This window comes from Pseudoalteromonas sp. Cn5-37 (assembly GCF_021532495.1).
In the GTDB taxonomy this organism is placed as follows: domain Bacteria; phylum Pseudomonadota; class Gammaproteobacteria; order Enterobacterales; family Alteromonadaceae; genus Pseudoalteromonas; species Pseudoalteromonas simplex.
The window spans coordinates 88,759-110,766 of record NZ_JAKGBA010000003.1 but is presented as its reverse complement, the minus strand read 5'-3'; the positions used below and the strand labels follow the sequence as shown (position 1 = coordinate 110,766).

Genomic DNA, 22,008 nt, shown 5'->3' with positions numbered 1-22,008 from the left:
GGAAGAAATACTTAGATTTCTTTTAAACCTTGGTTAATAGCAATAAGGTCTTCACTAGTTAGTGTACCAGCAGCTTGTTTCAAGCGAAGTGTTGAAACAACATAGCGGTAACGAACATTTGCTAAGTTACTTTTTGCGTTATATAAGTTTTGCGTGCTGATCAATACGTCAACGATAGTACGTGTACCAACTTCAAAGCCTGCTTCAGTTGCTTTAAGTGCACTTTCTGCAGAAACAACAGCTTGTTGTAAGGCTTTATACGTGGCAATGTCAGACACTACTTGGTTATATGATGTAATAACCGAGCGAGTTACTGCACGTAAACTTGCTTCTAAATCTTCACTTGCGGCAACATAAAAAGCGCGAGCTTGATCTGTTGCTGCAGTTGTAGCACCACCTGAGTAAATCGGTAGGCTAAAGTTAACGCCAATTTTAGCGCTATCTTCACGAGGTTGATGTGAGTTGCTATTTAGATCGGTTAGGCTGTCACCGTAAGAAGCACTTAATGTTAGCTTCGGATAGTGCCCCGCTTTTGCTAAATCAATTTGATCTTTTGCAATATCAACCGTTACTTTAGAAACTTGCAGATTTAAGTTGTTGTCTTCAGCAATTTTGATGTACTCAGACGATTGTTTATTTGGCGCAACAGTTGAAAATGTATCTGTATTCAACATGTCTAGTTTTGCGTGGTATTTACCAGTAATTTCGCGAAGTTGCTCACGCGCTGTTTCAACACTGTTCTTAGCAACAATTTCTTGTGCAACAGAGTTATCATATTGAGCTTGTGCTTCGTGTACGTCAGTGATTGCTGTTAAACCTACCGCATAACGCTCTTTAGTTTGTTGCAATTGGCGCTCGATGGCACGCTTTTCTGCTTGAACAAACTCAAGGTTATCGATTGCACTTAGTACGTTGAAGTAACCCTCAGCTACACGAACGATTAGATCTTGGCGTGCAAAATCATACTGAGCGTCTGCTTGTAATGCTTGCTTATCAGCAATACCTAGCGAGTTCCAAGCGCCTAAATCAAATAGTGTTTGGTTTAGGCTAATACCACGGCTGAAAACATCAGGATCGTAATCATAACCAGCATAACCTGTAGTATCATTACCCTCATAAAGATCAGACTTGGTTGTTTCATAACCAAGGCTTAAGCCAATTTGTGGTAATAGTGCACTTAACGCGCGATCACTTTCATAAGCTTGCGCATCTGCTTGGGCTTTTGCTTTAAGTACGGTAGGATCGTTTGCTGTAGCAATCTCGTAAACTTGTAGTAAGTCTTCAGCATAACTAGCTGTTGCAGTCAGTGCGCTTGAAAACCCGATCAGCGCAGCGAGTAGAGTTTTTTTCATTGTTCGTTCAGTCCTTAGACAATTTTGTACTATCACCATGGTACTCTTTTTTAATGAATAACCAAAAAAAAATTACGTAAATCTGCATGTCCAAGTGTAACAGAATATAATTGGTCGTAATTTTTGCTTGCAGTGTAAAGGAAATAAAGGATGAAAATATCAGCAATCTCACAATTTAACCATGATGACATAGAGTTAAAGCCAATTGAGCGTGTTTATAATGGTTTCTTTAAAATTAATATCTATCGCTTTCATCATGCCTTGTTTGCGGGTGGTAAATCAGTAGAAGTTAAACGTGAAATTTTAGAGCGCGGCCATGCTGTTGCTGTACTTCCTTATGATCCTGCGACTGATCAAGTTTTATTAATTGAACAAATTAGAATCGGGGCACTCGCATCAAAGCAGTCACCTTGGTTACTTGAGTGTATTGCAGGCATGGCCGATGGCAGTACTGATTACGAAGATGTAGCGAAGCGCGAAGCTTTTGAAGAAGCGGGAATTGAGCTTAACGAGCTGGAATTTATGATGTCGTATCTTTCAAGCCCCGGCGGCACCACTGAACGTTTGTATTTATATTTAGCGCGCACTGACTTAGCAGGGTATCAAGGCGGTATTTTTGGCCTTGATAATGAAGATGAAGATATCAAAACTCATGTAATGTCATATGATGAAGCTATGCTGCGCCTAGAACAGGGTGAAATAGATAATGCAGCGACAGTTATCTCATTACAGTGGTTAGCACTGAATAAGCAACGTATACTGTCTGATTGGAAAAACTCATAGGGGATTATTTTGTCGTACGTCAGTGCCCAGCAGCGTTATATTCAAAGCTTACCTAAGTACTTAACTTTGTGTGAGCATAATTACGTGCGTGCGCTAAAACTATTACCTAATGAGCGACGTATAGGTCAGGAGCGTAAAGTGCAATTAGGGCACAGCACTTTTGCGGTTAAAGTTGACGATACAGCAAAATACACCACAGATATTTCTATCAGACAAGAAGCCGGTCATTTGCCTTCGGTTAAACCTTTGTATTTAACTGTGCGCATGTATCATGATGCGAAAGTAGCCGAAATCGTGCATCATGATTTTCATCAGCGCATCAAGCCTTCCTATGCTTACCCTAATCCGAATATGCACCAAAAAGATGAAAAATATCAGCTTAACGCCTTTTTGTATGACTGGCTGGTGGCCTGTGTTGAAAACGGCCGAGCAGTTTTAAATTGGGATGTAAATAATGGCTTGGTTTAGTGACGCCTTCCATTTTGATAAAACAGCACTGAAAGTTGCCCACATCACTGATTGCCACTTATCAAAAGACATCCATGGTGAATACTTTAGCGTGAATACGGCAGCGTATTTTTCACGCTGTTTAGAAGCGATTGCTGAATTAGATGTGGATTGTGTGGTATTTGGTGGAGATTTAACACAAGATCACAGCAACGATTCTTATCAGCTTTTTGCTAAATTAATAGCAGACTCAGCGCTGAGTTGTCCGGTGTTTTGGCTGCCGGGTAATCATGATGAACTTGCTGAATATGAAAAGCTTATAAGCCCGCAAATTTTAAACAATAAACGCATTACCTTTTTAGGTGGGCAGTTGCTGTTAGCTAACTCAAAAGGCCCCACGCCGGCCGGCTGGGTAACACAAACGCATTTAGATGAGTTGAGCCAAGTGGTAGGGCAGGTTCAAAGTGTGGTGTTTTGTCATCATAACCCGTTGCCTATTCAAGCCTACCTAGATAAACATATGTTAGAAAATGGCCCGCAATTTTTAAATACCTGCGTTAATACTGAGCAGTGTGTAGGGGTATTTCATGGTCATGTGCATCATGAGTACACACAAACCTACCGTAATCTTAGTGTGTATGCGACACCTGCCAGTTCAATACAATTTAGCAAACACACGATGGCGTGGCAGCAAGAGGATTTAGGCCCCGCATTTCGAATCATCGACTTAATAATTGATGAGCAACAAAACTTACTGTTAAGCACGGATGTAGTATGGCTAAACGAGTAATTTATATTCATGGCTTTAATAGCTCTGAGCAATCTTACAAAGCTGTTCGTTTTGGTGAGCACATGGCGCAATTTGATGTCGATTATCAGGTGCCGCGATTAACTCATGAGCCATTACATGCAATTTTACAATTAGAACTACTGCTAAATGATGATACTGTATTACTAGGTAGTTCATTAGGTGGTTTTTATGCGACCTATTTGTCGCAACGTTATTCAATACCCGCGGTAGTCATTAACCCTGCGGTTCGCCCATTTGAGTTACTCAGTAACTATTTAGGGGAAAATTATAACCCGTATCAAGATAGTCATTATGAACTTGGTACTCGTCACATGGATGCATTGCGCAGTTTATATTTGCCGCAATTAGACACCCCTTCATTGATTTATTTGCTACAGCAAACGGGCGATGAAGTACTGCCGTTTCAGCAGGCGGTTAAATATTATTCTCAGTGTAAGCAACACGTTGAATTTGGAGGCGATCATAGTTTTATCGGCTTCGAACAAACCTTTGCAAGTATTGTAGATTTTCTTAAAATCACGTAAAACATAGCTAAGCGCATAAAAGATATAAAAACTATGAGTCAGCAAAATTATAACGCCGAAGCAATTGAAGTCTTAAACGGGTTAGAGCCCGTAAAACGCCGCCCAGGTATGTATACCGACACGGTTCGACCTAATCATTTAGGTCAAGAAGTTATCGATAACAGTGTCGATGAAGCAATGGCAGGCCATGCCACTAAAATAGATGTCATCCTTCATGAAGATAACTCTCTTGAGGTTATCGATGATGGCCGTGGTATGCCGATTGATATTCACCCTGAAGAAGGTATCCCGGGTGTGGAACTTATTTTTACCAAGCTGCACGCCGGTGGTAAGTTCTCTAATAAAAACTATCAGTTCTCAGGTGGTTTACACGGGGTAGGTATTTCGGTTGTAAATGCGCTATCGACTCGTGTTGAAGTGACTGTGCGCCGTGATGCGCAGCAATTTCGTATGGCTTTTGAAAACGGTGACAAGGTTGAAGATCTAAACGTCATTGGTACTGTGGGTAAACGTAACACAGGGACAACTGTACGTTTTTGGCCTGATGCGAGCTATTTTGACTCAGCTAACTTTTCAATTACTAAGCTTAATCACTTATTAAAAGCCAAAGCGGTATTGTGCCCAGGCTTGCGCATTAAGTTTACTAACAAGCAAACTAAAGAAAGCCAAGAGTGGTATTACGAAACAGGCTTAAAAGATTACCTAGTTGAAGCAGTTAAAGGTTTTGAAGTATTACCAAAAGAGCCGTTTATTGGTGATTTTTCAAGTTCAACCGAAGGCGCTGACTGGGCGGTTGTTTGGCTACCTGAAGGCGGTGAATCAATCGCTGAAAGTTATGTAAACTTAATTCCTACTGCACAAGGCGGTACACACGTTAATGGTTTACGCCAAGGCTTGCTTGAAGCAATGCGTGAATTTTGTGAATTTAGAAACCTATTACCACGTGGTGTAAAGCTAACACCAGATGATATTTGGGAGCGTTGTAGCTACGTATTGTCGGTTAAAATGCAAGACCCACAGTTTGCTGGCCAAACAAAAGAAAAGCTGTCTTCTCGCTCATGCGCTGCGTTTGTATCAGGTGTGGTAAAAGACTCATTTAGTTTATGGTTAAACGAGCATACAGAAACGGCAGAATTATTAGCTGAGTTATGTATCTCAAATGCGCAGCGCCGTTTACGTGCTGCAAAAAAAGTCGTGCGTAAGCGTGTTACCTCAGGCCCTGCGTTACCGGGTAAATTAACGGATTGCAGTGCCCAAGATAATGACCGTACTGAACTGTTTTTAGTAGAGGGTGACTCAGCGGGTGGCTCAGCAAAACAAGCGCGCGACCGTGAATTCCAAGCAATCATGCCGCTGCGCGGTAAAATCTTAAATACCTGGGAAGTTGAATCTGGACAGATTTTAGCATCGCAAGAGGTGCATGATATTTCTGTCGCTTTGGGTATTGACCCTGATTCAAGTGATTTATCTGGTCTGCGTTATAACAAGATTTGTATCTTGGCCGATGCTGACTCGGATGGATTACACATTGCTACCTTGCTTTGTGCGCTGTTTGTTCGTCACTTTCCATCGCTTATCAAACAAGGCCATGTGTATGTAGCTATGCCGCCGCTATTTCGTATCGACATTGGTAAAGAGGTTTACTACGCCCTTGATGAAGACGAAAAGAACGGTATTTTAGCGCGCATTGAAGCTGAGAAAAAACGCGGTAAGGTTAATGTTCAACGCTTCAAAGGGTTAGGTGAAATGAACCCGTTACAATTACGCGAAACCACGATGGATCCTAATACGCGTCGTTTAGTGCAATTAACCTTAGATGAAGAAGAGCAAACCATGGAAATGATGGATATGCTTCTTGCAAAGAAACGTTCGTCAGACCGTCGTCAGTGGTTAGAAGATCACGGTAACCGCGCAGAAGTTTAGTTAAAGGTGTAGCAACCTAGTTGCTAGCAACGAATTAAAGGGCAAGAAAAAATGAAAAAACTACTGACCTCATTATTGTCGCTGAGCTTGTTATCAGCGCCTGCAATGGCAAAAGATATTCTTGATAAGTTAACAGTTGCTGATGGGTTTTCTATTAGCCTGTTTGCTGATGATGTAGAAAATGCACGTCAAATTGCGGTATCAAAAAGAGGTATTGTTTACGCAGGCTCACGTAAAGCAGGCAATGTTTATGCGTTGATTGACCATAACAGTGATGGTGTGGCTGACAGAAAAATGGTTATTGCCACAGGTCTTGAAATGCCATCAGGTTTAGCGATTAAAGATGGTGATTTATATGTGGCTGAAGTGTCACGTATCATCCGTTTTAAAGACGTTGATAAAAATTTAAAAGATCCTAAATACGACGTGGTATACGATAAGTTTCCAACTGATCGTCACCATGGCTGGAAATTCATTAGTTTTGCGCCAACTGGTGAGTTAATTGTGCCAGTGTGTGTACCATGTAACATTTGTGCTGAAGACGAAAAATATGGTCGTATCTTCTCGTTAGATGTTGACACAAAAGAAATTAAAACAATTGCCAAAGGCGTTCGTAATTCAGTTGGTTTTGATTATCACCCTACAACGAATGCATTTTGGTTTAGTGATAACGGCCGTGACATGATGGGCGATGACATGCCACCTTGTGAAATTAACCGTGTTGGTGAAGGTGAAGAGGGTGCGCATTATGGTTTCCCTTATGTTCACGCTGGGGCGATTTTAGATCCTGAGTTTGGTAAAGGTAAAAGTATTGCTGACTACAAATCGCCAGCCCTTGCACTTGGTGCTCATGTTGCTCCTCTAGGTATCCATTTTTATAACGGTAAGCAGTTTCCTGCTAAATATAAAGAGCAGCTTTTTGTTGCTGAGCATGGTTCGTGGAACCGCAGTAAAAAGTCAGGCTACAAAGTGATGCTAGCGAATGTTGAACAAGGTCGTATTACTAAGTACACCCCGTTCATCACTGGCTTTATGCAAAACGAAGAAACATTTGGTCGCCCAGTTGCATTTGCAGAGCTTGCAGATGGCAGCTTATTAATCTCAGACGACTTTGCTAATGTGATCTATCGCGTTAGTGCTAAGAAAAAATAGGTAAGCGTTAATGAGTGATACAGATACCTTGCTGATGCAAGGCATAGAACAACAAACAATGGGGCGCTTTACTGAAGACGCCTACTTAAACTACTCAATGTACGTCATTATGGACCGTGCCTTACCTCATGTAGGTGACGGTCTAAAGCCTGTACAGCGTCGTATCATCTATGCAATGAGCGAACTGGGGTTATCGGCGCAAGCAAAATATAAAAAATCAGCCCGTACCGTGGGTGATGTACTGGGTAAATATCACCCTCATGGTGATAGTGCTTGTTACGAAGCCATGGTGTTAATGGCGCAGCCGTTTTCTTACCGCTACCCGCTGGTGGACGGTCAAGGTAACTGGGGTGCTGCCGATGATCCTAAGTCATTTGCTGCAATGCGTTACACCGAAGCGCGTTTATCTAAGTTCTCAGAAGTTTTACTAAAAGAGCTGGGTCAAGGCACTGTCGATTGGACCGCAAACTTTGACGGCACACTTGATGAGCCAATGGTGTTACCTGCGCGTTTACCGCACATCTTACTCAATGGTGTAACGGGTATTGCTGTAGGTATGGCAACCGATATTCCACCACATAATGTGCGTGAAGTTGCCAGTGCCTGTTGTTTATTACTTGATAAGCCAAAAACTGAAATCGAAGAGTTGCTTGAGTTAGTGCATGCGCCTGACTACCCAACAGAAGCTGAGATTATCACACCGAAAGACGATATTCGTAAGATTTATCAAACTGGACGTGGTTCTATCAAGATGCGTGCAATTTACACTGAAGAGCAAGGTGACATCGTGATCACCGCGCTGCCTCATCAGTGTTCAGGTGCAAAAGTACTTGAGCAAATTGCAGCGCAGATGAATGCTAAAAAGTTGCCGATGGTTGCTGATTTACGTGACGAATCTGATCACGAAAACCCAACCCGCATCGTGATTGTACCGCGTTCAAACCGCATCAAGGCTGAGCCATTAATGGCGCACCTATTTGCAACCACAGATTTAGAAAAGAACTACCGCGTAAACTTAAACATGCTTGGTCTTGATGGTCGTCCGCAAGTGAAAGATTTACGTAGTATCTTAACTGAGTGGTTAACGTTCCGCCGTGAAACGGTTCGCCGTCGCTTACAGCACCGTTTAGATAAGGTATTAGCACGCTTACATATTTTAGAAGGTTTATTAACGGCCTTTTTAAACATTGATGAAGTTATCGAAATTATCCGTACTGAAGATAAACCAAAGCCTGTTTTAATGGAGCGTTTTGGTTTAACAGATATTCAAGCGGAAGCGATTTTAGAGTTAAAACTACGTCATTTAGCAAAACTTGAAGAGTTCAAGATTAAAGGTGAGCAAGATGAGCTTGCCCTTGAGCGTGACAAGTTAGAGCAAACGCTTGGTTCAGAGCGTCGTATGTCGACCTTGATGAAAAAAGAAATTCAAGAAGCGGCTGAAATGTATGGTGATGATCGTCGCTCACCAGTTGTTGAACGTTTAGAAGCAAAAGCACTAAGCGAAAAAGACCTTATCCCTTCAGAATCAGTAACTGTTGTGTTATCTGAAAAAGGCTGGGCACGAGTTGGTAAAGGCCATGATTTAGATGTTGAAGGGCTGAGTTATAAGTCAGGCGACAGCTATAAAGCCTCAGCAAGAGGTAAGAGTAACCAGCCTGCAGTGTTCTTAGACTCAAGTGGTCGTGCTTTTGCTACTGATGCACATAGTTTACCTTCAGCTCGAAGCCAAGGCGAACCAATGACAGGGCGCTTTAACTTAAGCTCTGGCGCCAACTTTGAGCATGTGGTGATGGCAGAAGACAACCAAGTGTTGTTAATGGCCTCAGATGCAGGCTATGGCTTTATAAGTGACTTTAAAGATCTGGTGAGTAAGAACAAAAACGGTAAAGCGCTGGTCAGTGTTCCTAAAGGCGGTGAATTACTCGCGCCAATTAGAGTAACTGACGTAGCAACAGATTACTGTATGGCAATTTCTAACGAAGGCCGCATGTTGTTATTCCCACTGCGCGATTTACCTAAGCTTAGTAAAGGTAAAGGAAATAAGATTATTTCTATCCCAAGTGCGAAAGTGCAAGCCCGTGAAGAGTTTGTAAAAGTGCTGGCTGTGGTGCCTGCGGGCAGTAGCGTAACCCTGCATGCAGGTAAACGAAAACTGACACTCAAACCGGCTGATCTTGAGCATTATCATGGTGAACGTGGTAGACGAGGTAATAAGTTACCCCGAGGCTTACAGCGTGTTGATGAAGCTGTAGTCGAAGTGACTCAAACTGATGACAGTGATGAGTCGCCAAGTGAAGTAACAGAGTAAACCAGAGGCCTGCAATTGCAGGCCTTTTTATTGTTAAAACGTTATGAAATTTTAAGCGTACACATGTGCGCTTAAAGCTATGGAAATGCTATTTTTCACGTTATAATGCGCGCTGATTAGTACGAGGAGAATTCGTTTGTTAGCTATTTTTCGCATAATTTTCATGGCGTTATTTATTGTTTTAAGCTGTGTTTTTGGGCTGCTTTTATGCATTGTGAAGCCATTTCATACCAATAACGTGCATATTATTGCGGGTTGGTTTTGCAAGGTAGCTAAAATTTTAGGTGTCAAACTAGAGCTTAAATATCACGAGACTCCAAAAAATATTGGTCCTGCTGTCTATGTAGCAAATCATCAAAATAACTATGACCTATTCACTTTACCTGCCATGGTGCCAGAGAACTGCGTAAGCCTTGGTAAAAAAAGCCTCAAATGGATCCCGTTTTTTGGTCAGCTATATTGGTTATCGGGCAATATCTTAATTGACCGTGCTAACCGCTCAAAAGCGGCGGGCACAATTTCTAAATCAGCTGAGAAAATAAAACAAAAAGGCTTGTCGGTGTGGATGTTTCCTGAGGGCACGCGAAGCTATGGTCGCGGTTTATTACCCTTTAAAACCGGGGCATTTCACACAGCAATGAGTGCTGATGTGCCAGTTGTACCAGTTTGTATGAGTACAACGCACAAAACTATTAAGCTAAATCGCTGGGATAATGGTACAATTTACCTTGAAATGTTAGCGCCGATTTATCTTGATAAAGACGTATCTGCTCGTGACCATGCTTCACATGTTCATCAGATTATGGCCGCTAAAATAACTGAATTAGATGCTCAAGTGAGAAACAAATAATGGAAAATTGGCGCGAAATTACTGAAGACATCGTTACTTCATTGCTTGAAGATGGCTCAGATCCTGAAGTACTTTATGAAGTGGAACATCACTTTGTTAGCGAAAATTTTGAAAAATTAGAGCAAGCAGCTTTAGCCGCTTTTAAACTAGGTTACGATGTTGAAGAACCAGCTGAACTTGAGCTAGAAGACGGCGAGAAAGTATGGAGCTTTGACGTGGTTGTTGAGTGTGAACTTGATGTAGAAGCCATTATGGAAGACGTAGACAAGTTAGAAGCGCTTGCTCAGCAAACAGACGTTGAATACGACGGCTGGGGCACTTACTTTCAGGAATAAACAGCTAGAGAGCTGTCAGCTATCTGCCGTCAGCTCTTAGACTGAACTACCACAATCTAGCGAGTTGCTTGACTCGTTAGTTTACCCTTCTGACTAATACCTATTTCGTATTCGTTATTCAATCTATAGACATTTGTAATCAATTAGCGATAATAAAAAACTCGATGTTTATATGCGCTAAGCTTACCTATGCTTATTACTTTACCCATTGCCGAACTTGTTCCAGGGATGTTTGTTGACAGTGTCAGTAAGCAACAAGAGCATGTAAATAGTATTAAGATCAAAACACGTGGTTTAGTGCGTGATAAAACAATTATTCAGCGCCTGATCTCTGAGGGGGTTGAAGAGCTACTCATCGACTTTACACAAAGCGATGTTGCACTCCCTAAAAAATACCAACCAAAGCCTGAACCGGCTAAACCGAAGGTTGAACAAAAACCTTCTGCTAATGAAGAGCCGCAAGGGATCACGGTTCAACAAGAGTTTCTAAAAGCTAGTGTTCACTATGAGCAGCATAGTCGTAAGCTACAAAGTTTATATTCCGATATTACAGCTGGACTAAAAATGAATATGGCAGTGCTTGACGACATTGCTGTTGATATAGTCGGCTCCGTTTTTCGAAATCACAATGCATTAACTATTTTAACTCGTCTCAAAGATAAACATATTTATAACTGGCGTCACATGATCAACACTGCGATTTTGGTGAGTGTGTTTGCTAAGTATTTAGGCTATAAAGAAAAGACGATCAAAGAACTGGCGATGGGAGCTTTGCTGCATGATATTGGCCAAGCTAAAATGCCGCAAGGTGTTTTATCTAAGCCAAGCGCATTGAATGATAACGAAATGCAAGTCGTTAAAAAACATGTGGCGCAGAGTTTAGGTTTAGTGAAAGGCGAGAAGGGCATTACTCCACTAATGCTTGATATGATAGTAAATCATCATGAACGTTTAGATGGTACAGGTTATCCACGCGGTATTACTGCTGAAAAGCTTAGCCGCCCCGCAAGAATGATGGCAATTGTTGATGTTTATGATGCTATGACGGCAGATAGGCCTCATCAAATGGGAGAAGAACCTATTTCGGCTTTGCGTTATTTACTTGCGAACAAACAAATGTTTGATTCTGAATTAGTGCAGCGCTTTATTAAATGTCTAGGTGTACACCCTGTCGGTACTATTGTTAAGTTAAATAATGATCGTTTAGCGTTAGTAATGGAAGGGAATCACGAGAATCCAATCAAACCAAAAGTGAAAGTATTTTATAATGCTAAACATAAGCACCACGTGACGGCGAAAGATGTCGATTTGAACGTGGAAAAAGAACTAAAAATTATTGCCAGTATTAAACCCTTAGATTATCAGCTTAATTTGGCTCGTTTGTTAAAAGAGCATCTGCTTGTTTAGACTTAACACAGCGTTTTTTGGCGCTGCGTTTAGCTGAAATAAATGCCCCACTAAAACAACTTATCATTAAAACTAACCACAATAGCGTCCCTTTTTCGACATGTAAGGCTACGCAACACAATAAAAGAGACAAAACTGAGCTAAACATAGCGCCTAACCAATAGTGATTGACTGGGTTGTCGCAATCACCTGCTTTAGTACATGCACAATAATTTGCTTTACAAAAATAATGAACGCTCACACCGCATAACATTAGTGCCACAATAATAAAGGCGATTTCCATACTCAAACTCAACTGAGAAACTTTTATTTTTAGTCTAAAGCTACAAAGGCGATAAGTCAATGCAAATGATAATTAATATCGTTTGTTTGGTTTGTAATCAGAGATCTGATGAGTTTTAATGAGTTGTTATCTTGTTGTTAAAATGCGGGTTTTTTACCTATTTCTAACGAAAAATTACAGTTTTTTGATCTTAATTAAGGTAATGTTCGAAAGTTTATAATCATTAGAATAAAACATCTAATGCCAACATACAGCGCTAATCTTTTATGCTTAACTAATAGGTTGCCCTCATTGTTGGATTAGTTTTCGCACAAGTTTGCAAGAGGACACTGATTTATGAAGTTCACAAAAACACTAATTGCAGCATCACTTGCTGTTGTTTCTGCTGACAGCTTTGCTGCAGCTTTCCAATTAGCAGAGCAAAACGTTTCAGGTTTAGGCCGTGCATACGCTGGTGAAGCAGCCGTTGCTGACGATGCCTCAGTTGTTGCTCGTAACCCTGCACTTATGTCTTTATTTAAAGATAAGCAAATCTCAGTGGCAGGTATTGCTGTAATTCCAGATGTTAGCTTAGAAGGTGAAAGTGCTGCATACGGCTTAGATGAAAGCTCTATCGATGACGATAGCATCGCGCCATCAGCATTTATTCCTGCTGGTTACTTCACTATGCCATTAAACGACAAAGTATCTTTAGGCTTTGGTGCTTTTTCAAACTTTGGTCTTTCAACTGAATTTAAAGACGATTACGCAGCAGGCTCTATCGCAGGCGAAACTGAAATCGTGACTGTTAACATGAATGCAAGTGCTTCATACAAAATCAACGAACAGTTCAGCCTAGGCCTTGGTTTAAACTATGTTTATGCTGATGCGAAAGTGGTGCGTAATGCAGGTGCAAACCCATTAGGTTTACCAGCGAGCACGCAAATCGCTCACCTTGAAGGTGACGACTACGGCTTTGGTTGGAACATTGGTGCTATGTATCAGTTAGACGAAAACAACCGTTTTGGTTTTAACTACCGTAGTGAAACTGATATTGATTTTGAAGGTGAGTACTCAAACCAACTACCAGCTGCTGTTGGCGGTTTAGCGGGTACTAAAGTTCCGGGTGAGTTAAAATTAACCTTACCAGCCATTGCTGAGTTCTCTGGTTCACACCAAATCGATAAGAAGCTTGGCGTGCACTACAGCATTTTATGGACTGGCTGGGATAGCTTCCAAAAATTAGAAGCTTATACGCCTAGTCAAGAAGCACCTGTATTCTCTAAAGAAGAGAACTTCTCTGATTCAATGCGTTACTCTATCGGTACTGACTACCAGTACAGCGACGCTCTTTTACTTCGTGCAGGTATTGCATACGATGAGTCGCCAGCAGACCAATCTCACCTTTCAATCTCTATCCCTGATACAGATCGTTTCTGGTTCTCATTTGGTGGTAACTACGCATTCAGCGAAAACTCAAATATTGACCTAGGTGTAAGTATTCTTCGTGGTAAAACACAAAACTTCTCTGAAAAAGACAGCCTAGCTGCATCAGTTGGCCAAGATGTTTCATGGGACTATGAATCAAAAGGTCACGCAGTTCTAGTAGGTGCTCAGTACAACTACAAATTTTAATTGTAACGCGACGTAAAGTCGCTGCTACAGAGCATTAAAAAGCCGCGCTATAACATTGTTATAGCGCGGCTTTTTTGTAAGCGCGAATAAATCGCGCTTGATATATGCTGTTATAGACTTTCGATTTTCGCTTTTTGCGCTAATAGTTTGTCTTTCGCATCGGTAAACTCAGCCAGCTTAGCATGCTCTTTAGCAAGTACAGCCTCTGGCGCATTATTTACGAACTTCTCGTTAGCTAACTTGTTTTGAACCTGTGCTAAGCCTTTTTCTGCTTTTTCAAGCTGCTTCGCAATACGAGCTAATTCAGCTTCAACATCGATTAGGCCAGCCATTGGGATCATGATCTCAAGGTTACCAACATACGATGTTGCACACGCTGGTGCATCGTCTTTGTTATCAAGAAGCGTGAACTCTTCAAGCTTAGCAAGCGACGCTAAGAATGCTTCGTTATCCGTTAAGCGGCGCTTGTCTTCGTCAGACGCATTCGCAAGCAATACCGATAATGGTTTGCTTGGGCTGATATCCATTTCACCACGGATGTTACGAATAGCAAGAATGAATTGTTTAACCCACTCAAGGTCGTCCATCGCTTGGCTATCAACATTTGCTTCATTATATACAGGGAACCCTTGAACCATGATGCTAGTGCCCGCAGTTTCGATACCTGCAAGTGGTGCAACACGTTGCCAAATCGTTTCTGTGATGTATGGCATTAACGGGTGCATTAAGCGAAGTAGGCTTTCTAATACCGTGATTAGGGTATGACGAGTACCACGTTGTTGTGCTTCGTTACCTTTAAACAGTACAGGTTTAGTCAGTTCTAGGTACCAGTCACAGAATTGGTTCCAAGTGAACTCATAAATGGTGTTTGCTGCTAGGTCAAAACGATAGTTTTCTAGATGCTCAGTATAGGTTTTAACCGTTGCTTCAAATTGACCTAAAATCCAACGATCAGCAAGTGAGTACTGTTTCTCAGCATCTGTAGCGAAACCACAGTCTTGCTCTTCAGTGTTCATTAATACGTAACGGCTCGCGTTCCATAGCTTGTTACAGAAGTTACGGTAACCTTCAAGGCGGTTCATATCCCAGTTGATGTCACGGCCCGTTGAAGCCATTGCCGCAAGGGTAAAACGCAGTGCGTCTGTACCGTGTGCTTCGATACCGTTTTCGAATGTTTTACGAGTGTTTTTCTCAATCTTCTTCGCTAGTTGTGGCTGCATCATGTTACCAGTGCGCTTTTCAACTAGGCTTTCAAGGTCGATACCGTCAATCATGTCGATAGGATCAAGTACGTTACCTTTCGACTTAGACATCTTATCGCCGTTTTCATCACGGATAAGGCCTGTTACGTAAACGGTTTTAAATGGTACTTGTGGCTTGCCGTCTTCATCTTTGATGAAGTGCATGGTCATCATGATCATACGCGCAACCCAGAAGAAGATGATGTCGAAACCTGTTACCAATACGTCAGACGGGTGGAACGTTTTTAAATCATCAGTGTTTGCCGGCCAGCCTTGCGTTGAGAAAGTCCAAAGCGCAGATGAGAACCAGGTATCTAAAACGTCTTCGTCTTGCTTAAGTGCAACATCATCAGCAAGGTTGTTGTCGCGGCGTACTTCAGCTTCGTCACGACCAACGTATACGTTGCCTTCGTTGTCGTACCAAGCTGGGATGCGGTGACCCCACCAAAGCTGACGTGAAATACACCAATCTTGTACGTCGTTCATCCACGAGAAGTACATGTTCTCGTATTGTTGAGGTACGAACTTAATATCGCCATTTTTAACTGCTTCTTTTGCAGGCTCTGCTAGAGGTGCTACGCGCACGTACCACTGATCAGTAAGAAGAGGCTCAATCACTACGCCAGAACGGTCACCGTAAGGTACAGTTAAGCTGTGATCTTCGATTTTTTCTAATAGACCAAGTTCTTCAAATTCGCTCACAATCGCTTTACGTGCATCAAAGCGGTCAAGGCCATGTAGGCGCTCAGGAATTGGCGCATCTAATTCAAGCTCTTTACCGTCGAATGTGTAGCTTTCGCCTTCGCTTAATACCGCTGCATCTTTATTGAAGATGTTGATCATTGGTAGTTGGTGACGTTTACCTACTTCGTTATCGTTAAAGTCGTGGGCAGGCGTGATTTTCACACAACCTGTGCCTTTTTCCATGTCTGCATGTTCATCGGCAACAATTGGAATACGGCGGTTTACGATAGGCAGTAAAATGTCTTTACCGATCAGATCTTGGTAGCGCTCATCATCAGGGTTAACAGCAACACCTGTATCACCTAGCATTGTTTCAGGACGTGTTGTCGCAACAATGATGTAGTCTTTACCATCTTTGGTTTTTACGCCATCAGCAAGAGGGTAACGTAGGTTCCACATGTGACCTTGTTTGTCTTTGTTTTCAACTTCAAGATCAGAAATAGCCGTGTGTAGTTTTGGATCCCAGTTAACTAGGCGCTTACCACGGTAAATTAAGTCTTCTTTGTGAAGACGTACAAATACTTCTTTAACCGCTTCAGAAAGGCCTTCGTCCATAGTGAAACGCTCACGGTCCCAATCTACAGACGCGCCTAAACGACGTAATTGTTTAGTGATCGTGCCGCCAGAGTGGTTTTTCCACTCCCAGATTTTATCGATAAATGCTTCACGGCCTAGGTCGTGACGTGTTTTACCTTCTTCAGCAGCAAGCTTACGCTCAACAAGCATTTGTGTTGCGATACCCGCGTGGTCAGTACCTACTTGCCATAATGTGTTGTTGCCTTGCATACGCTTTAAACGCGTTAGCGTATCCATGATGGTATCTTGGAACGCGTGGCCCATGTGTAAGCTACCCGTGACGTTTGGTGGCGGGATCATAATTGAGTATGCGTCACCTTGGCCAGACGGTTTAAAGTAGCCATTTTCTTCCCAGTCTTGGTATAAAGACTGTTCAATATCTTGCGGATTATAGGTTTTATCCATTACACAGAACCTTAAATAAATGCTTAAATGTCAATTTCTTGCGTTGCAATATGGGCGCCCAGTTGGCGAAGCTTTTTAAACCGCTCACGGGCGGCTTGCTTAGCATTTGGCTCAACGGGTACGAAATCATAAACCTGCTGAAAACGGCGAATAAAATCCGGTAGGTGCTCAGCTAGGTTGATTAATATTTTTCTGTTGCCGACAGGTGGAGTCATACCAATTTCAACCGGAGCGCCACCTTTAGGGCCTTCACCTTGTAAGTTGTGTGGTACAAAACTATCTGGTTCAAATGACCAAATGATGTCGTCGATTGTGTGGGCCGTGTCGGTGTTATCAGCGTAAATAAATACGCGATGACCTAGACGATACTGATCCGCAGCAATTTTAGCTGCCAGATCGAAAACAGCGCCAGCCGTTTGGTGGGCACTATCATCTTGTTTTAGAACGTAAAATTGTGCGTTCATATTCATAGTGACTTTCGTCCCCACAGATACACAGATCAAAGCAGGGATTTTGACATAGAACGCGAATTGCTTCAATTAATAAGGCGCCATTTGGCGCCTTATTTAGGGTTAGTTTTAAGCTTGCGGTAAGGCTTAATCGTGACTTGCTTCGCTCACGCCTGCGCGGTTTAGCAAATACTGAGTCAACATAGGCACCGGACGACCAGTTGCGCCTTTGTTTTTACCGCCGCTGCGCCATGCTGTACCTGCGATATCTAAATGCGCCCAGTTATATTTTTTGGTGAATTTAGATAAGAAGCATGCCGCTGTAATCGTACCTGCGGCACGGCCACCTAAGTTGGTGAAATCAGCGAATGGGCTTTCAAGTTGCTCTTGATAGTCATCCCATAAAGGTAACTGCCATGCGCGGTCGCCACTTTGCTCAGATGCTTTTAGTAAGTCATGGGCCAGTGGGTTGTGGTTTGATAGTAAACCTGTGGCATGCGAACCTAGCGCGATAATACACGCACCTGTCAGTGTTGCTACATCGACAACGGTATCAGGTTCAAAACGCTCAACATAAGTGAGTGCATCACACAGTACTAAACGGCCTTCAGCATCTGTGTTTAACACTTCAACTGTTTGACCCGACATGGTTGTTAAGATATCACCTGGGCGATAAGCGTTTGAGCCAGGCATGTTTTCACAACCCGCTAAAACACCGACAACGTTAATTGGTAATTGCATTTGCACAAGTGCGCGCATAGTACCAATAACACCCGCTGCACCACCCATGTCGTATTTCATTTCATCCATGGCTTCGCCTGGCTTGATTGAAATACCGCCAGAGTCGAAAGTTAAGCCTTTACCGACTAACACGATTGGCGCTTGGTCTTTGTCGCCACCTTGATAGTTGATCACTGACATAACCGATTCATTAGCACTACCACGGCCAACCGCTAGGTATGAATTCATGCCCAGCTCTGCCATTTTTTGTTCGCCAATAATATCAACAGTCACATTATCGAAGTTATCAGCGATTTCTTGCGCTTGCTCACCTAAATACGCAGGATTACAGATATTTGGCGGCATATTGGCAACGTCTTTACATAACTTGCTACCTGCAGCGATGGCTAAGCCATGCTCAATTGCACTTTCGCCAATGGTTAACTCACGACGCGTTGGTACGTTGAAAACAATTTTACGTAAAGGACGACGAGGGTCGCTTTTTTTGCTCTTCAGTTGATTGAAGGTGTATAAGCAGTCCTGAGTTGTTTCAACTGCTTGGCGTACTTTCCAATAAGTGTCACGACTCTTAACATGTTGCTCAGTTAAAAAGCATACCGCTTCCATTGAACCTGTTTCGTTAAGTGTGTTTATCGTTTTTGAGATAATTTGTTTGTATTGTTTGTCATCAAGCTCGCGCTCTTTGCCGCAACCTACCAATAATACTCGTTCGCTTAGTACATTAGGTACATGATGTAATAGTAATACTTGGCCAGGCTTACCTTCAAGATCGCCGCGGCGCAATAAGTTTGAGATATAACCGTCACTGATTTTATCTAATTGTTCACCAATGGGGGATAAACGACGTGGCTCATAAACGCCTACTACAATACATGCGCTACGTTGCTTTTCTGGACTACCACTTTTTACGCTAAATTCCATTGTTGCTCCTGATATTGAGTCGTATAACCTTAATTTATAAGGGTAAGAATTTCTTTTTCGAGTCTTTTCTTACATTTTTTAGTTTAGTAGCACTAATCTTAGTACATAAACCATGACTCTATTTATGTGTTTTTGAACTTTATCTTAATGTGAATATCAATATCACATAATAGATGTCATCTGTACCATTAATGCAAGATTATATGCGCTTGCTAGGTATGATATTTGACACTGATGACATATAATAAAGTGAGTAAAATAACTAGTTTACTCAAAAATCCTTACTATTCCAGTGAAACTCGATGTTTAACAGGGGCGAGCATTGCTAATTTTTCGTTATTTGACCACTGAAGTCTTCAAGTCGCAGGTCGCCGTATTTTTAACTTTGATGACTATTTTTGTGTCTCAAAAGTTTGTTGTTATTTTAGGAGACGCCTCTGAAGGGGGTCTTCCAGCTAAACTTGTGCTTTCGATGATTGCGCTAAAACTTCCTCAACTTGCTTCACTTATCCTGCCTTTGAGTATCTTCTTGGGTATTATTTTGGCGTACAGTCGCATTTATGCTGACAGCGAAATGACAGTTTTCAGAGCCTGCGGTGTCAGTGAGTGGTACGTAGTTCGGGTAACGCTTATCTCAAGTACTGCCATGGCTATTTTAGCTGGTGCCCTAACTCTTTATGTCGCACCATGGGCCAGTGAGCAAGAATATCAATTAAAAGAACAAGCAAAAGCCGATGCTGGCTTATCGGCATTACGTGCTGGGCGTTTCCAGCAAACAGGTAACGAAAAAGCGGTCGTTTTTATTCACAACATTGAAAACAGTGGTAAAGAGCTACACAAGGTATTTGTTGCGCAGTTACCTGATCGTGAAAAAGGTGACTTAGCCCGTTTAGTGTATGCAGAGCGTGGTGTGGTGATTGAACAAGATAACGGTGAACAGCAACTTGTTCTTAATGATGGTAAGCGCTACGAAACAGACGGCGAGTCTGCTGCTTTGAACTTAACTGAGTTCGATGGTTACAGTGTGCAAATTCAAGATCAAGAAATCGAGCACCAGCGCCGTAAGTTAGAAGCAATTCCAACCCTTGATTTATTGAAAATGAAAACCTCTGAAGCCATTGCACAGTGGCAGTGGCGTTTAGCTATTCCACTTTCAATTCCATTATTAACTTTACTCGCGGTGCCTCTGAGTGTGGTGAACCCGCGCCAAGGGAAATTCGCTAAATTAGTGCCCGCAATTAGCTTGTATTTAGGGTATTTCATTTTGTTGAATGCCGCTAAGTTTGCTGTTGAAGATGGAAAAATACCGCCTTCAATTGGCTTATGGTGGATCCATTTATCAGCCTTGTTTATTGGTGGTTTCTTGATTATTAAAGGTCGTCCGCTCGGCGCATGGTTAAAGGCAGTTGTGACTAAGCGGGAGTTAAGCGCATGATGAAAACACTCGACTGGTATTTAGGTCGCAGCATAATTCAAACAACCGGTTTTGCGTTAATGGTGCTGGTAGGTATCAGTACCCTCATTAAGTTTATTGAGCAGTTAAAATCAGTTGGCCGTGGTAGCTACGATATTGCAACAGCGTTGATTTACACCCTGTATAGCATGCCAGGTGACTTAGTTATCTTCTTCCCAATGGCTGCATTGATTGGTGGCTTAACAGGTCTAGGCGCATTGGCATCAAATAGTGAGTTGGTTGTTATGCAAGCGGCGGGTATGTCACGTTTGCAAATTATTGTATCAGTCATGAAAACTGCGATGTTTATGGCTATTTGTATGATGGCGCTAGGTGAATGGGGCGCCCCAGAAGCACAGCTCAAAGCAAAAGAAATACGTAACCAAGCGATTTATGGTGGTGATGTATTTAATGCTAAGCAAGGTGTGTGGGCGAAAGATGGTAGTAACTTTATTAATATTGAAGATGTCGATCAGCAAGGTACTTTACGTGGCGTGCATATGTATCACTTTGATAAATCGTTGCAACTTACGCAAATTACCAAGGCAGAAGAAGCATTAAATCGTAAAGATGGCTGGTTACTTCGTGATGTAAATAAAGTCATGATCACGCCAGAGCAGATCACGACTGAGCAATACAAAGAAGAGTTCTACGACTCGCAGCTGACTGCTGAAAAATTAGGCGTTGTATCAGTTAAGCCCGAATCGTTGTCGTTTACTGGGCTTTGGTCTTATTTAGGTTATTTACAGCAAAATGAACAAGATACTAGCACCTATGAGTTGGCGCTATGGCGCAAAATCATGCAGCCAGTATCTATCGCCGTTATGTTGTTAGTTGCTCTGTCGTTTATATTCGGACCACTTCGCACAGTAACCATGGGCGCACGTATCATCATGGGTGTCATAACTGGTATTACTTTCCACTTAACCAATGAGATATTTGGTCCTGTGGTAATGGTTTACCAAATACCTGCAGTGGTTGGTGCTGTGTTACCAAGTCTGTTGTTTATTGGGTTTGCAACATACCTGTTGAATAAACGGGTGTAAAATTCGTTTTAAATCATAAAAAAGCGTGGTTTGAACCACGCTTTTTTTTATGCTTGATTTGCCTTTAATCAAGTGAGCGATAAATACGTTTGTTTTCTTCTTTAGTTAAAGTGATCACTTCAGTTTTTGCAATGTAATCTTGCAATGCGCGTTTATTTTTAAAATCGATCAACACCACTAAATTACCTAAACCTAATAACGCAGTAATTGCTCTGATTGCACCTTGGTGCCAGCTAATTAAATGGCCATCGAGGGTTTGCACCTTCAAACGCCACGCGCGCATACCAATTGTTTGACCGCTTTTAGTCCAAAAGTAACTAAAGAAACTGATACTCACTATTACTAATAATGCGCTACGGATACCGTATAGTAAGGGTGAATTTTGAATGAAAGCAGAGACATCTTCGGCGTCACCAATGCTAAGTAACTCTAAAGAAATAAGCCCTTGAATAGCTAATAAATAGAGTACTGTTGTCAGCATCGCAAAGGCAATGATAACCAAGGTATCGTAAATTAAAGAGGCAAAGCGGCGCCAGAAACCGGCACGTGGAAACTCAGCTGACATAAACAATCTCATCCAATTAAATTGCGCAGTAGTTTAGCAAAGTCCTTCGCAAACAAGAAATACTTAACGGCTGTTTAG

19 protein-coding genes are annotated in these 22,008 nt (G+C 42.1%); 13 read left to right on the top strand and 6 right to left on the bottom strand.

Annotation, left to right across the window (positions count from 1 at the left end; genetic code table 11):
* Window positions 1-11: 11 nt before the first annotated feature.
* Complete coding sequence (gene tolC / locus L1266_RS07080; protein ID WP_054552653.1) at window positions 12-1,352, bottom strand: outer membrane channel protein TolC; 1,341 nt, start codon at window positions 1,350-1,352, stop codon at window positions 12-14.
* 150 nt (window positions 1,353-1,502) lie between these two features.
* Between tolC and L1266_RS07075 the strand changes: the two genes are divergently transcribed.
* From L1266_RS07075 to L1266_RS07030, 10 genes are all read left to right on the top strand, one after another.
* On the top strand, window positions 1,503-2,135 hold the full coding sequence (locus L1266_RS07075) for an NUDIX domain-containing protein (protein ID WP_235377169.1): 633 nt from the start codon (window positions 1,503-1,505) through the stop codon (window positions 2,133-2,135).
* 9 nt (window positions 2,136-2,144) lie between these two features.
* Entirely contained in the window at window positions 2,145-2,603 is a 459-nt protein-coding gene (locus L1266_RS07070) for a DUF1249 domain-containing protein (protein ID WP_138598894.1), read from the top strand.
* Window positions 2,590-3,372, top strand: a complete 783-nt coding sequence (locus L1266_RS07065; RefSeq protein WP_235377168.1) for a metallophosphoesterase — start codon at window positions 2,590-2,592, stop codon at window positions 3,370-3,372. The genes L1266_RS07070 and L1266_RS07065 overlap by 14 nt, the downstream gene beginning before the upstream one ends.
* Window positions 3,357-3,917 (top strand): YqiA/YcfP family alpha/beta fold hydrolase, encoded by a 561-nt coding sequence (locus L1266_RS07060; RefSeq protein WP_166338860.1) that lies wholly within the window; start codon window positions 3,357-3,359, stop codon window positions 3,915-3,917. Before L1266_RS07065 ends, L1266_RS07060 begins: the two co-directional genes overlap by 16 nt.
* A gap of 33 nt (window positions 3,918-3,950) precedes the next feature.
* Window positions 3,951-5,840, top strand: coding sequence for a DNA topoisomerase IV subunit B (gene parE, locus L1266_RS07055; RefSeq protein ID WP_054552648.1), 1,890 nt, complete (start codon window positions 3,951-3,953; stop codon window positions 5,838-5,840).
* 51 nt (window positions 5,841-5,891) lie between these two features.
* Complete coding sequence (locus tag L1266_RS07050) at window positions 5,892-6,992, top strand: PQQ-dependent sugar dehydrogenase (RefSeq protein WP_235377167.1); 1,101 nt, start codon at window positions 5,892-5,894, stop codon at window positions 6,990-6,992.
* 10 nt (window positions 6,993-7,002) lie between these two features.
* Window positions 7,003-9,300, top strand: a complete 2,298-nt coding sequence (gene parC, locus L1266_RS07045; RefSeq protein ID WP_054552646.1) for a DNA topoisomerase IV subunit A — start codon at window positions 7,003-7,005, stop codon at window positions 9,298-9,300.
* Window positions 9,301-9,463: 163 nt separating this feature from the next.
* Window positions 9,464-10,150, top strand: coding sequence for a 1-acylglycerol-3-phosphate O-acyltransferase (locus L1266_RS07040; RefSeq protein ID WP_082389235.1), 687 nt, complete (start codon window positions 9,464-9,466; stop codon window positions 10,148-10,150).
* The gene (gene rraB, locus L1266_RS07035; RefSeq protein WP_054552644.1) at window positions 10,150-10,485 is read left to right on the top strand and encodes a ribonuclease E inhibitor RraB; all 336 of its coding nucleotides are present in this window, start codon (window positions 10,150-10,152) and stop codon (window positions 10,483-10,485) included. Before L1266_RS07040 ends, rraB begins: the two co-directional genes overlap by 1 nt.
* Before the next feature lie 189 nt (window positions 10,486-10,674).
* Entirely contained in the window at window positions 10,675-11,892 is a 1,218-nt protein-coding gene (locus L1266_RS07030) for an HD-GYP domain-containing protein (protein ID WP_235377166.1), read from the top strand.
* Here the strand turns inward: L1266_RS07030 and L1266_RS07025 are convergent.
* Window positions 11,852-12,175 (bottom strand): hypothetical protein, encoded by a 324-nt coding sequence (locus L1266_RS07025; RefSeq protein WP_054552642.1) that lies wholly within the window; start codon window positions 12,173-12,175, stop codon window positions 11,852-11,854. The two genes, L1266_RS07030 and L1266_RS07025, sit on opposite strands and share 41 nt — an antisense overlap.
* A gap of 336 nt (window positions 12,176-12,511) precedes the next feature.
* On the opposite strand from L1266_RS07025, the gene L1266_RS07020 reads away from it, so the two are divergent.
* Window positions 12,512-13,789: an outer membrane protein transport protein gene (locus tag L1266_RS07020; protein ID WP_054552641.1), complete on the top strand. Its 1,278-nt coding sequence runs from the start codon at window positions 12,512-12,514 to the stop codon at window positions 13,787-13,789.
* Between the two features lie 110 nt (window positions 13,790-13,899).
* Here L1266_RS07020 and L1266_RS07015 read toward each other — a convergent pair whose 3' ends face one another.
* From L1266_RS07015 to pepA, 3 genes are all read right to left on the bottom strand, one after another.
* Complete coding sequence (locus L1266_RS07015; protein ID WP_235377165.1) at window positions 13,900-16,755, bottom strand: valine--tRNA ligase; 2,856 nt, start codon at window positions 16,753-16,755, stop codon at window positions 13,900-13,902.
* 23 nt (window positions 16,756-16,778) lie between these two features.
* Window positions 16,779-17,225, bottom strand: a complete 447-nt coding sequence (locus L1266_RS07010; protein ID WP_054562716.1) for a DNA polymerase III subunit chi — start codon at window positions 17,223-17,225, stop codon at window positions 16,779-16,781.
* A gap of 126 nt (window positions 17,226-17,351) precedes the next feature.
* On the bottom strand, window positions 17,352-18,866 hold the full coding sequence (gene pepA / locus L1266_RS07005) for a leucyl aminopeptidase (RefSeq protein WP_194441901.1): 1,515 nt from the start codon (window positions 18,864-18,866) through the stop codon (window positions 17,352-17,354).
* A gap of 322 nt (window positions 18,867-19,188) precedes the next feature.
* Here pepA and lptF point away from each other — a divergent pair, with 322 nt between their 5' ends.
* Both lptF and lptG read left to right on the top strand, forming a co-directional pair.
* Entirely contained in the window at window positions 19,189-20,301 is a 1,113-nt protein-coding gene (gene lptF / locus L1266_RS07000; RefSeq protein ID WP_054552637.1) for an LPS export ABC transporter permease LptF, read from the top strand.
* On the top strand, window positions 20,298-21,365 hold the full coding sequence (lptG, locus tag L1266_RS06995) for an LPS export ABC transporter permease LptG (protein WP_054552636.1): 1,068 nt from the start codon (window positions 20,298-20,300) through the stop codon (window positions 21,363-21,365). Before lptF ends, lptG begins: the two co-directional genes overlap by 4 nt.
* Window positions 21,366-21,429: 64 nt before the next feature.
* On the opposite strand, the gene L1266_RS06990 is transcribed toward lptG, so the two are convergent.
* Window positions 21,430-21,930, bottom strand: a complete 501-nt coding sequence (locus L1266_RS06990; protein ID WP_235377164.1) for an RDD family protein — start codon at window positions 21,928-21,930, stop codon at window positions 21,430-21,432.
* Between the last annotated feature and the right edge of the window lie 78 nt (window positions 21,931-22,008).

Coding starts and splice junctions, on each gene's coding strand:
- tolC (WP_054552653.1), bottom strand. CDS start 1,352: ATGAAAAAAACTCTACTCGCTGCGCTGATCGGGTTTTCAAGCGCACTG.
- L1266_RS07075 (WP_235377169.1), top strand. CDS start 1,503: ATGAAAATATCAGCAATCTCACAATTTAACCATGATGACATAGAGTTA.
- L1266_RS07065 (WP_235377168.1), top strand. CDS start 2,590: ATGGCTTGGTTTAGTGACGCCTTCCATTTTGATAAAACAGCACTGAAA.
- L1266_RS07060 (WP_166338860.1), top strand. CDS start 3,357: ATGGCTAAACGAGTAATTTATATTCATGGCTTTAATAGCTCTGAGCAA.
- parE (WP_054552648.1), top strand. CDS start 3,951: ATGAGTCAGCAAAATTATAACGCCGAAGCAATTGAAGTCTTAAACGGG.
- L1266_RS07050 (WP_235377167.1), top strand. CDS start 5,892: ATGAAAAAACTACTGACCTCATTATTGTCGCTGAGCTTGTTATCAGCG.
- parC (WP_054552646.1), top strand. CDS start 7,003: ATGAGTGATACAGATACCTTGCTGATGCAAGGCATAGAACAACAAACA.
- L1266_RS07040 (WP_082389235.1), top strand. CDS start 9,464: ATGGCGTTATTTATTGTTTTAAGCTGTGTTTTTGGGCTGCTTTTATGC.
- rraB (WP_054552644.1), top strand. CDS start 10,150: ATGGAAAATTGGCGCGAAATTACTGAAGACATCGTTACTTCATTGCTT.
- L1266_RS07030 (WP_235377166.1), top strand. CDS start 10,675: ATGCTTATTACTTTACCCATTGCCGAACTTGTTCCAGGGATGTTTGTT.
- L1266_RS07025 (WP_054552642.1), bottom strand. CDS start 12,175: ATGGAAATCGCCTTTATTATTGTGGCACTAATGTTATGCGGTGTGAGC.
- L1266_RS07020 (WP_054552641.1), top strand. CDS start 12,512: ATGAAGTTCACAAAAACACTAATTGCAGCATCACTTGCTGTTGTTTCT.
- L1266_RS07015 (WP_235377165.1), bottom strand. CDS start 16,755: ATGGATAAAACCTATAATCCGCAAGATATTGAACAGTCTTTATACCAA.
- L1266_RS07010 (WP_054562716.1), bottom strand. CDS start 17,225: ATGAATATGAACGCACAATTTTACGTTCTAAAACAAGATGATAGTGCC.
- pepA (WP_194441901.1), bottom strand. CDS start 18,866: ATGGAATTTAGCGTAAAAAGTGGTAGTCCAGAAAAGCAACGTAGCGCA.
- lptG (WP_054552636.1), top strand. CDS start 20,298: ATGATGAAAACACTCGACTGGTATTTAGGTCGCAGCATAATTCAAACA.
- L1266_RS06990 (WP_235377164.1), bottom strand. CDS start 21,930: ATGTCAGCTGAGTTTCCACGTGCCGGTTTCTGGCGCCGCTTTGCCTCT.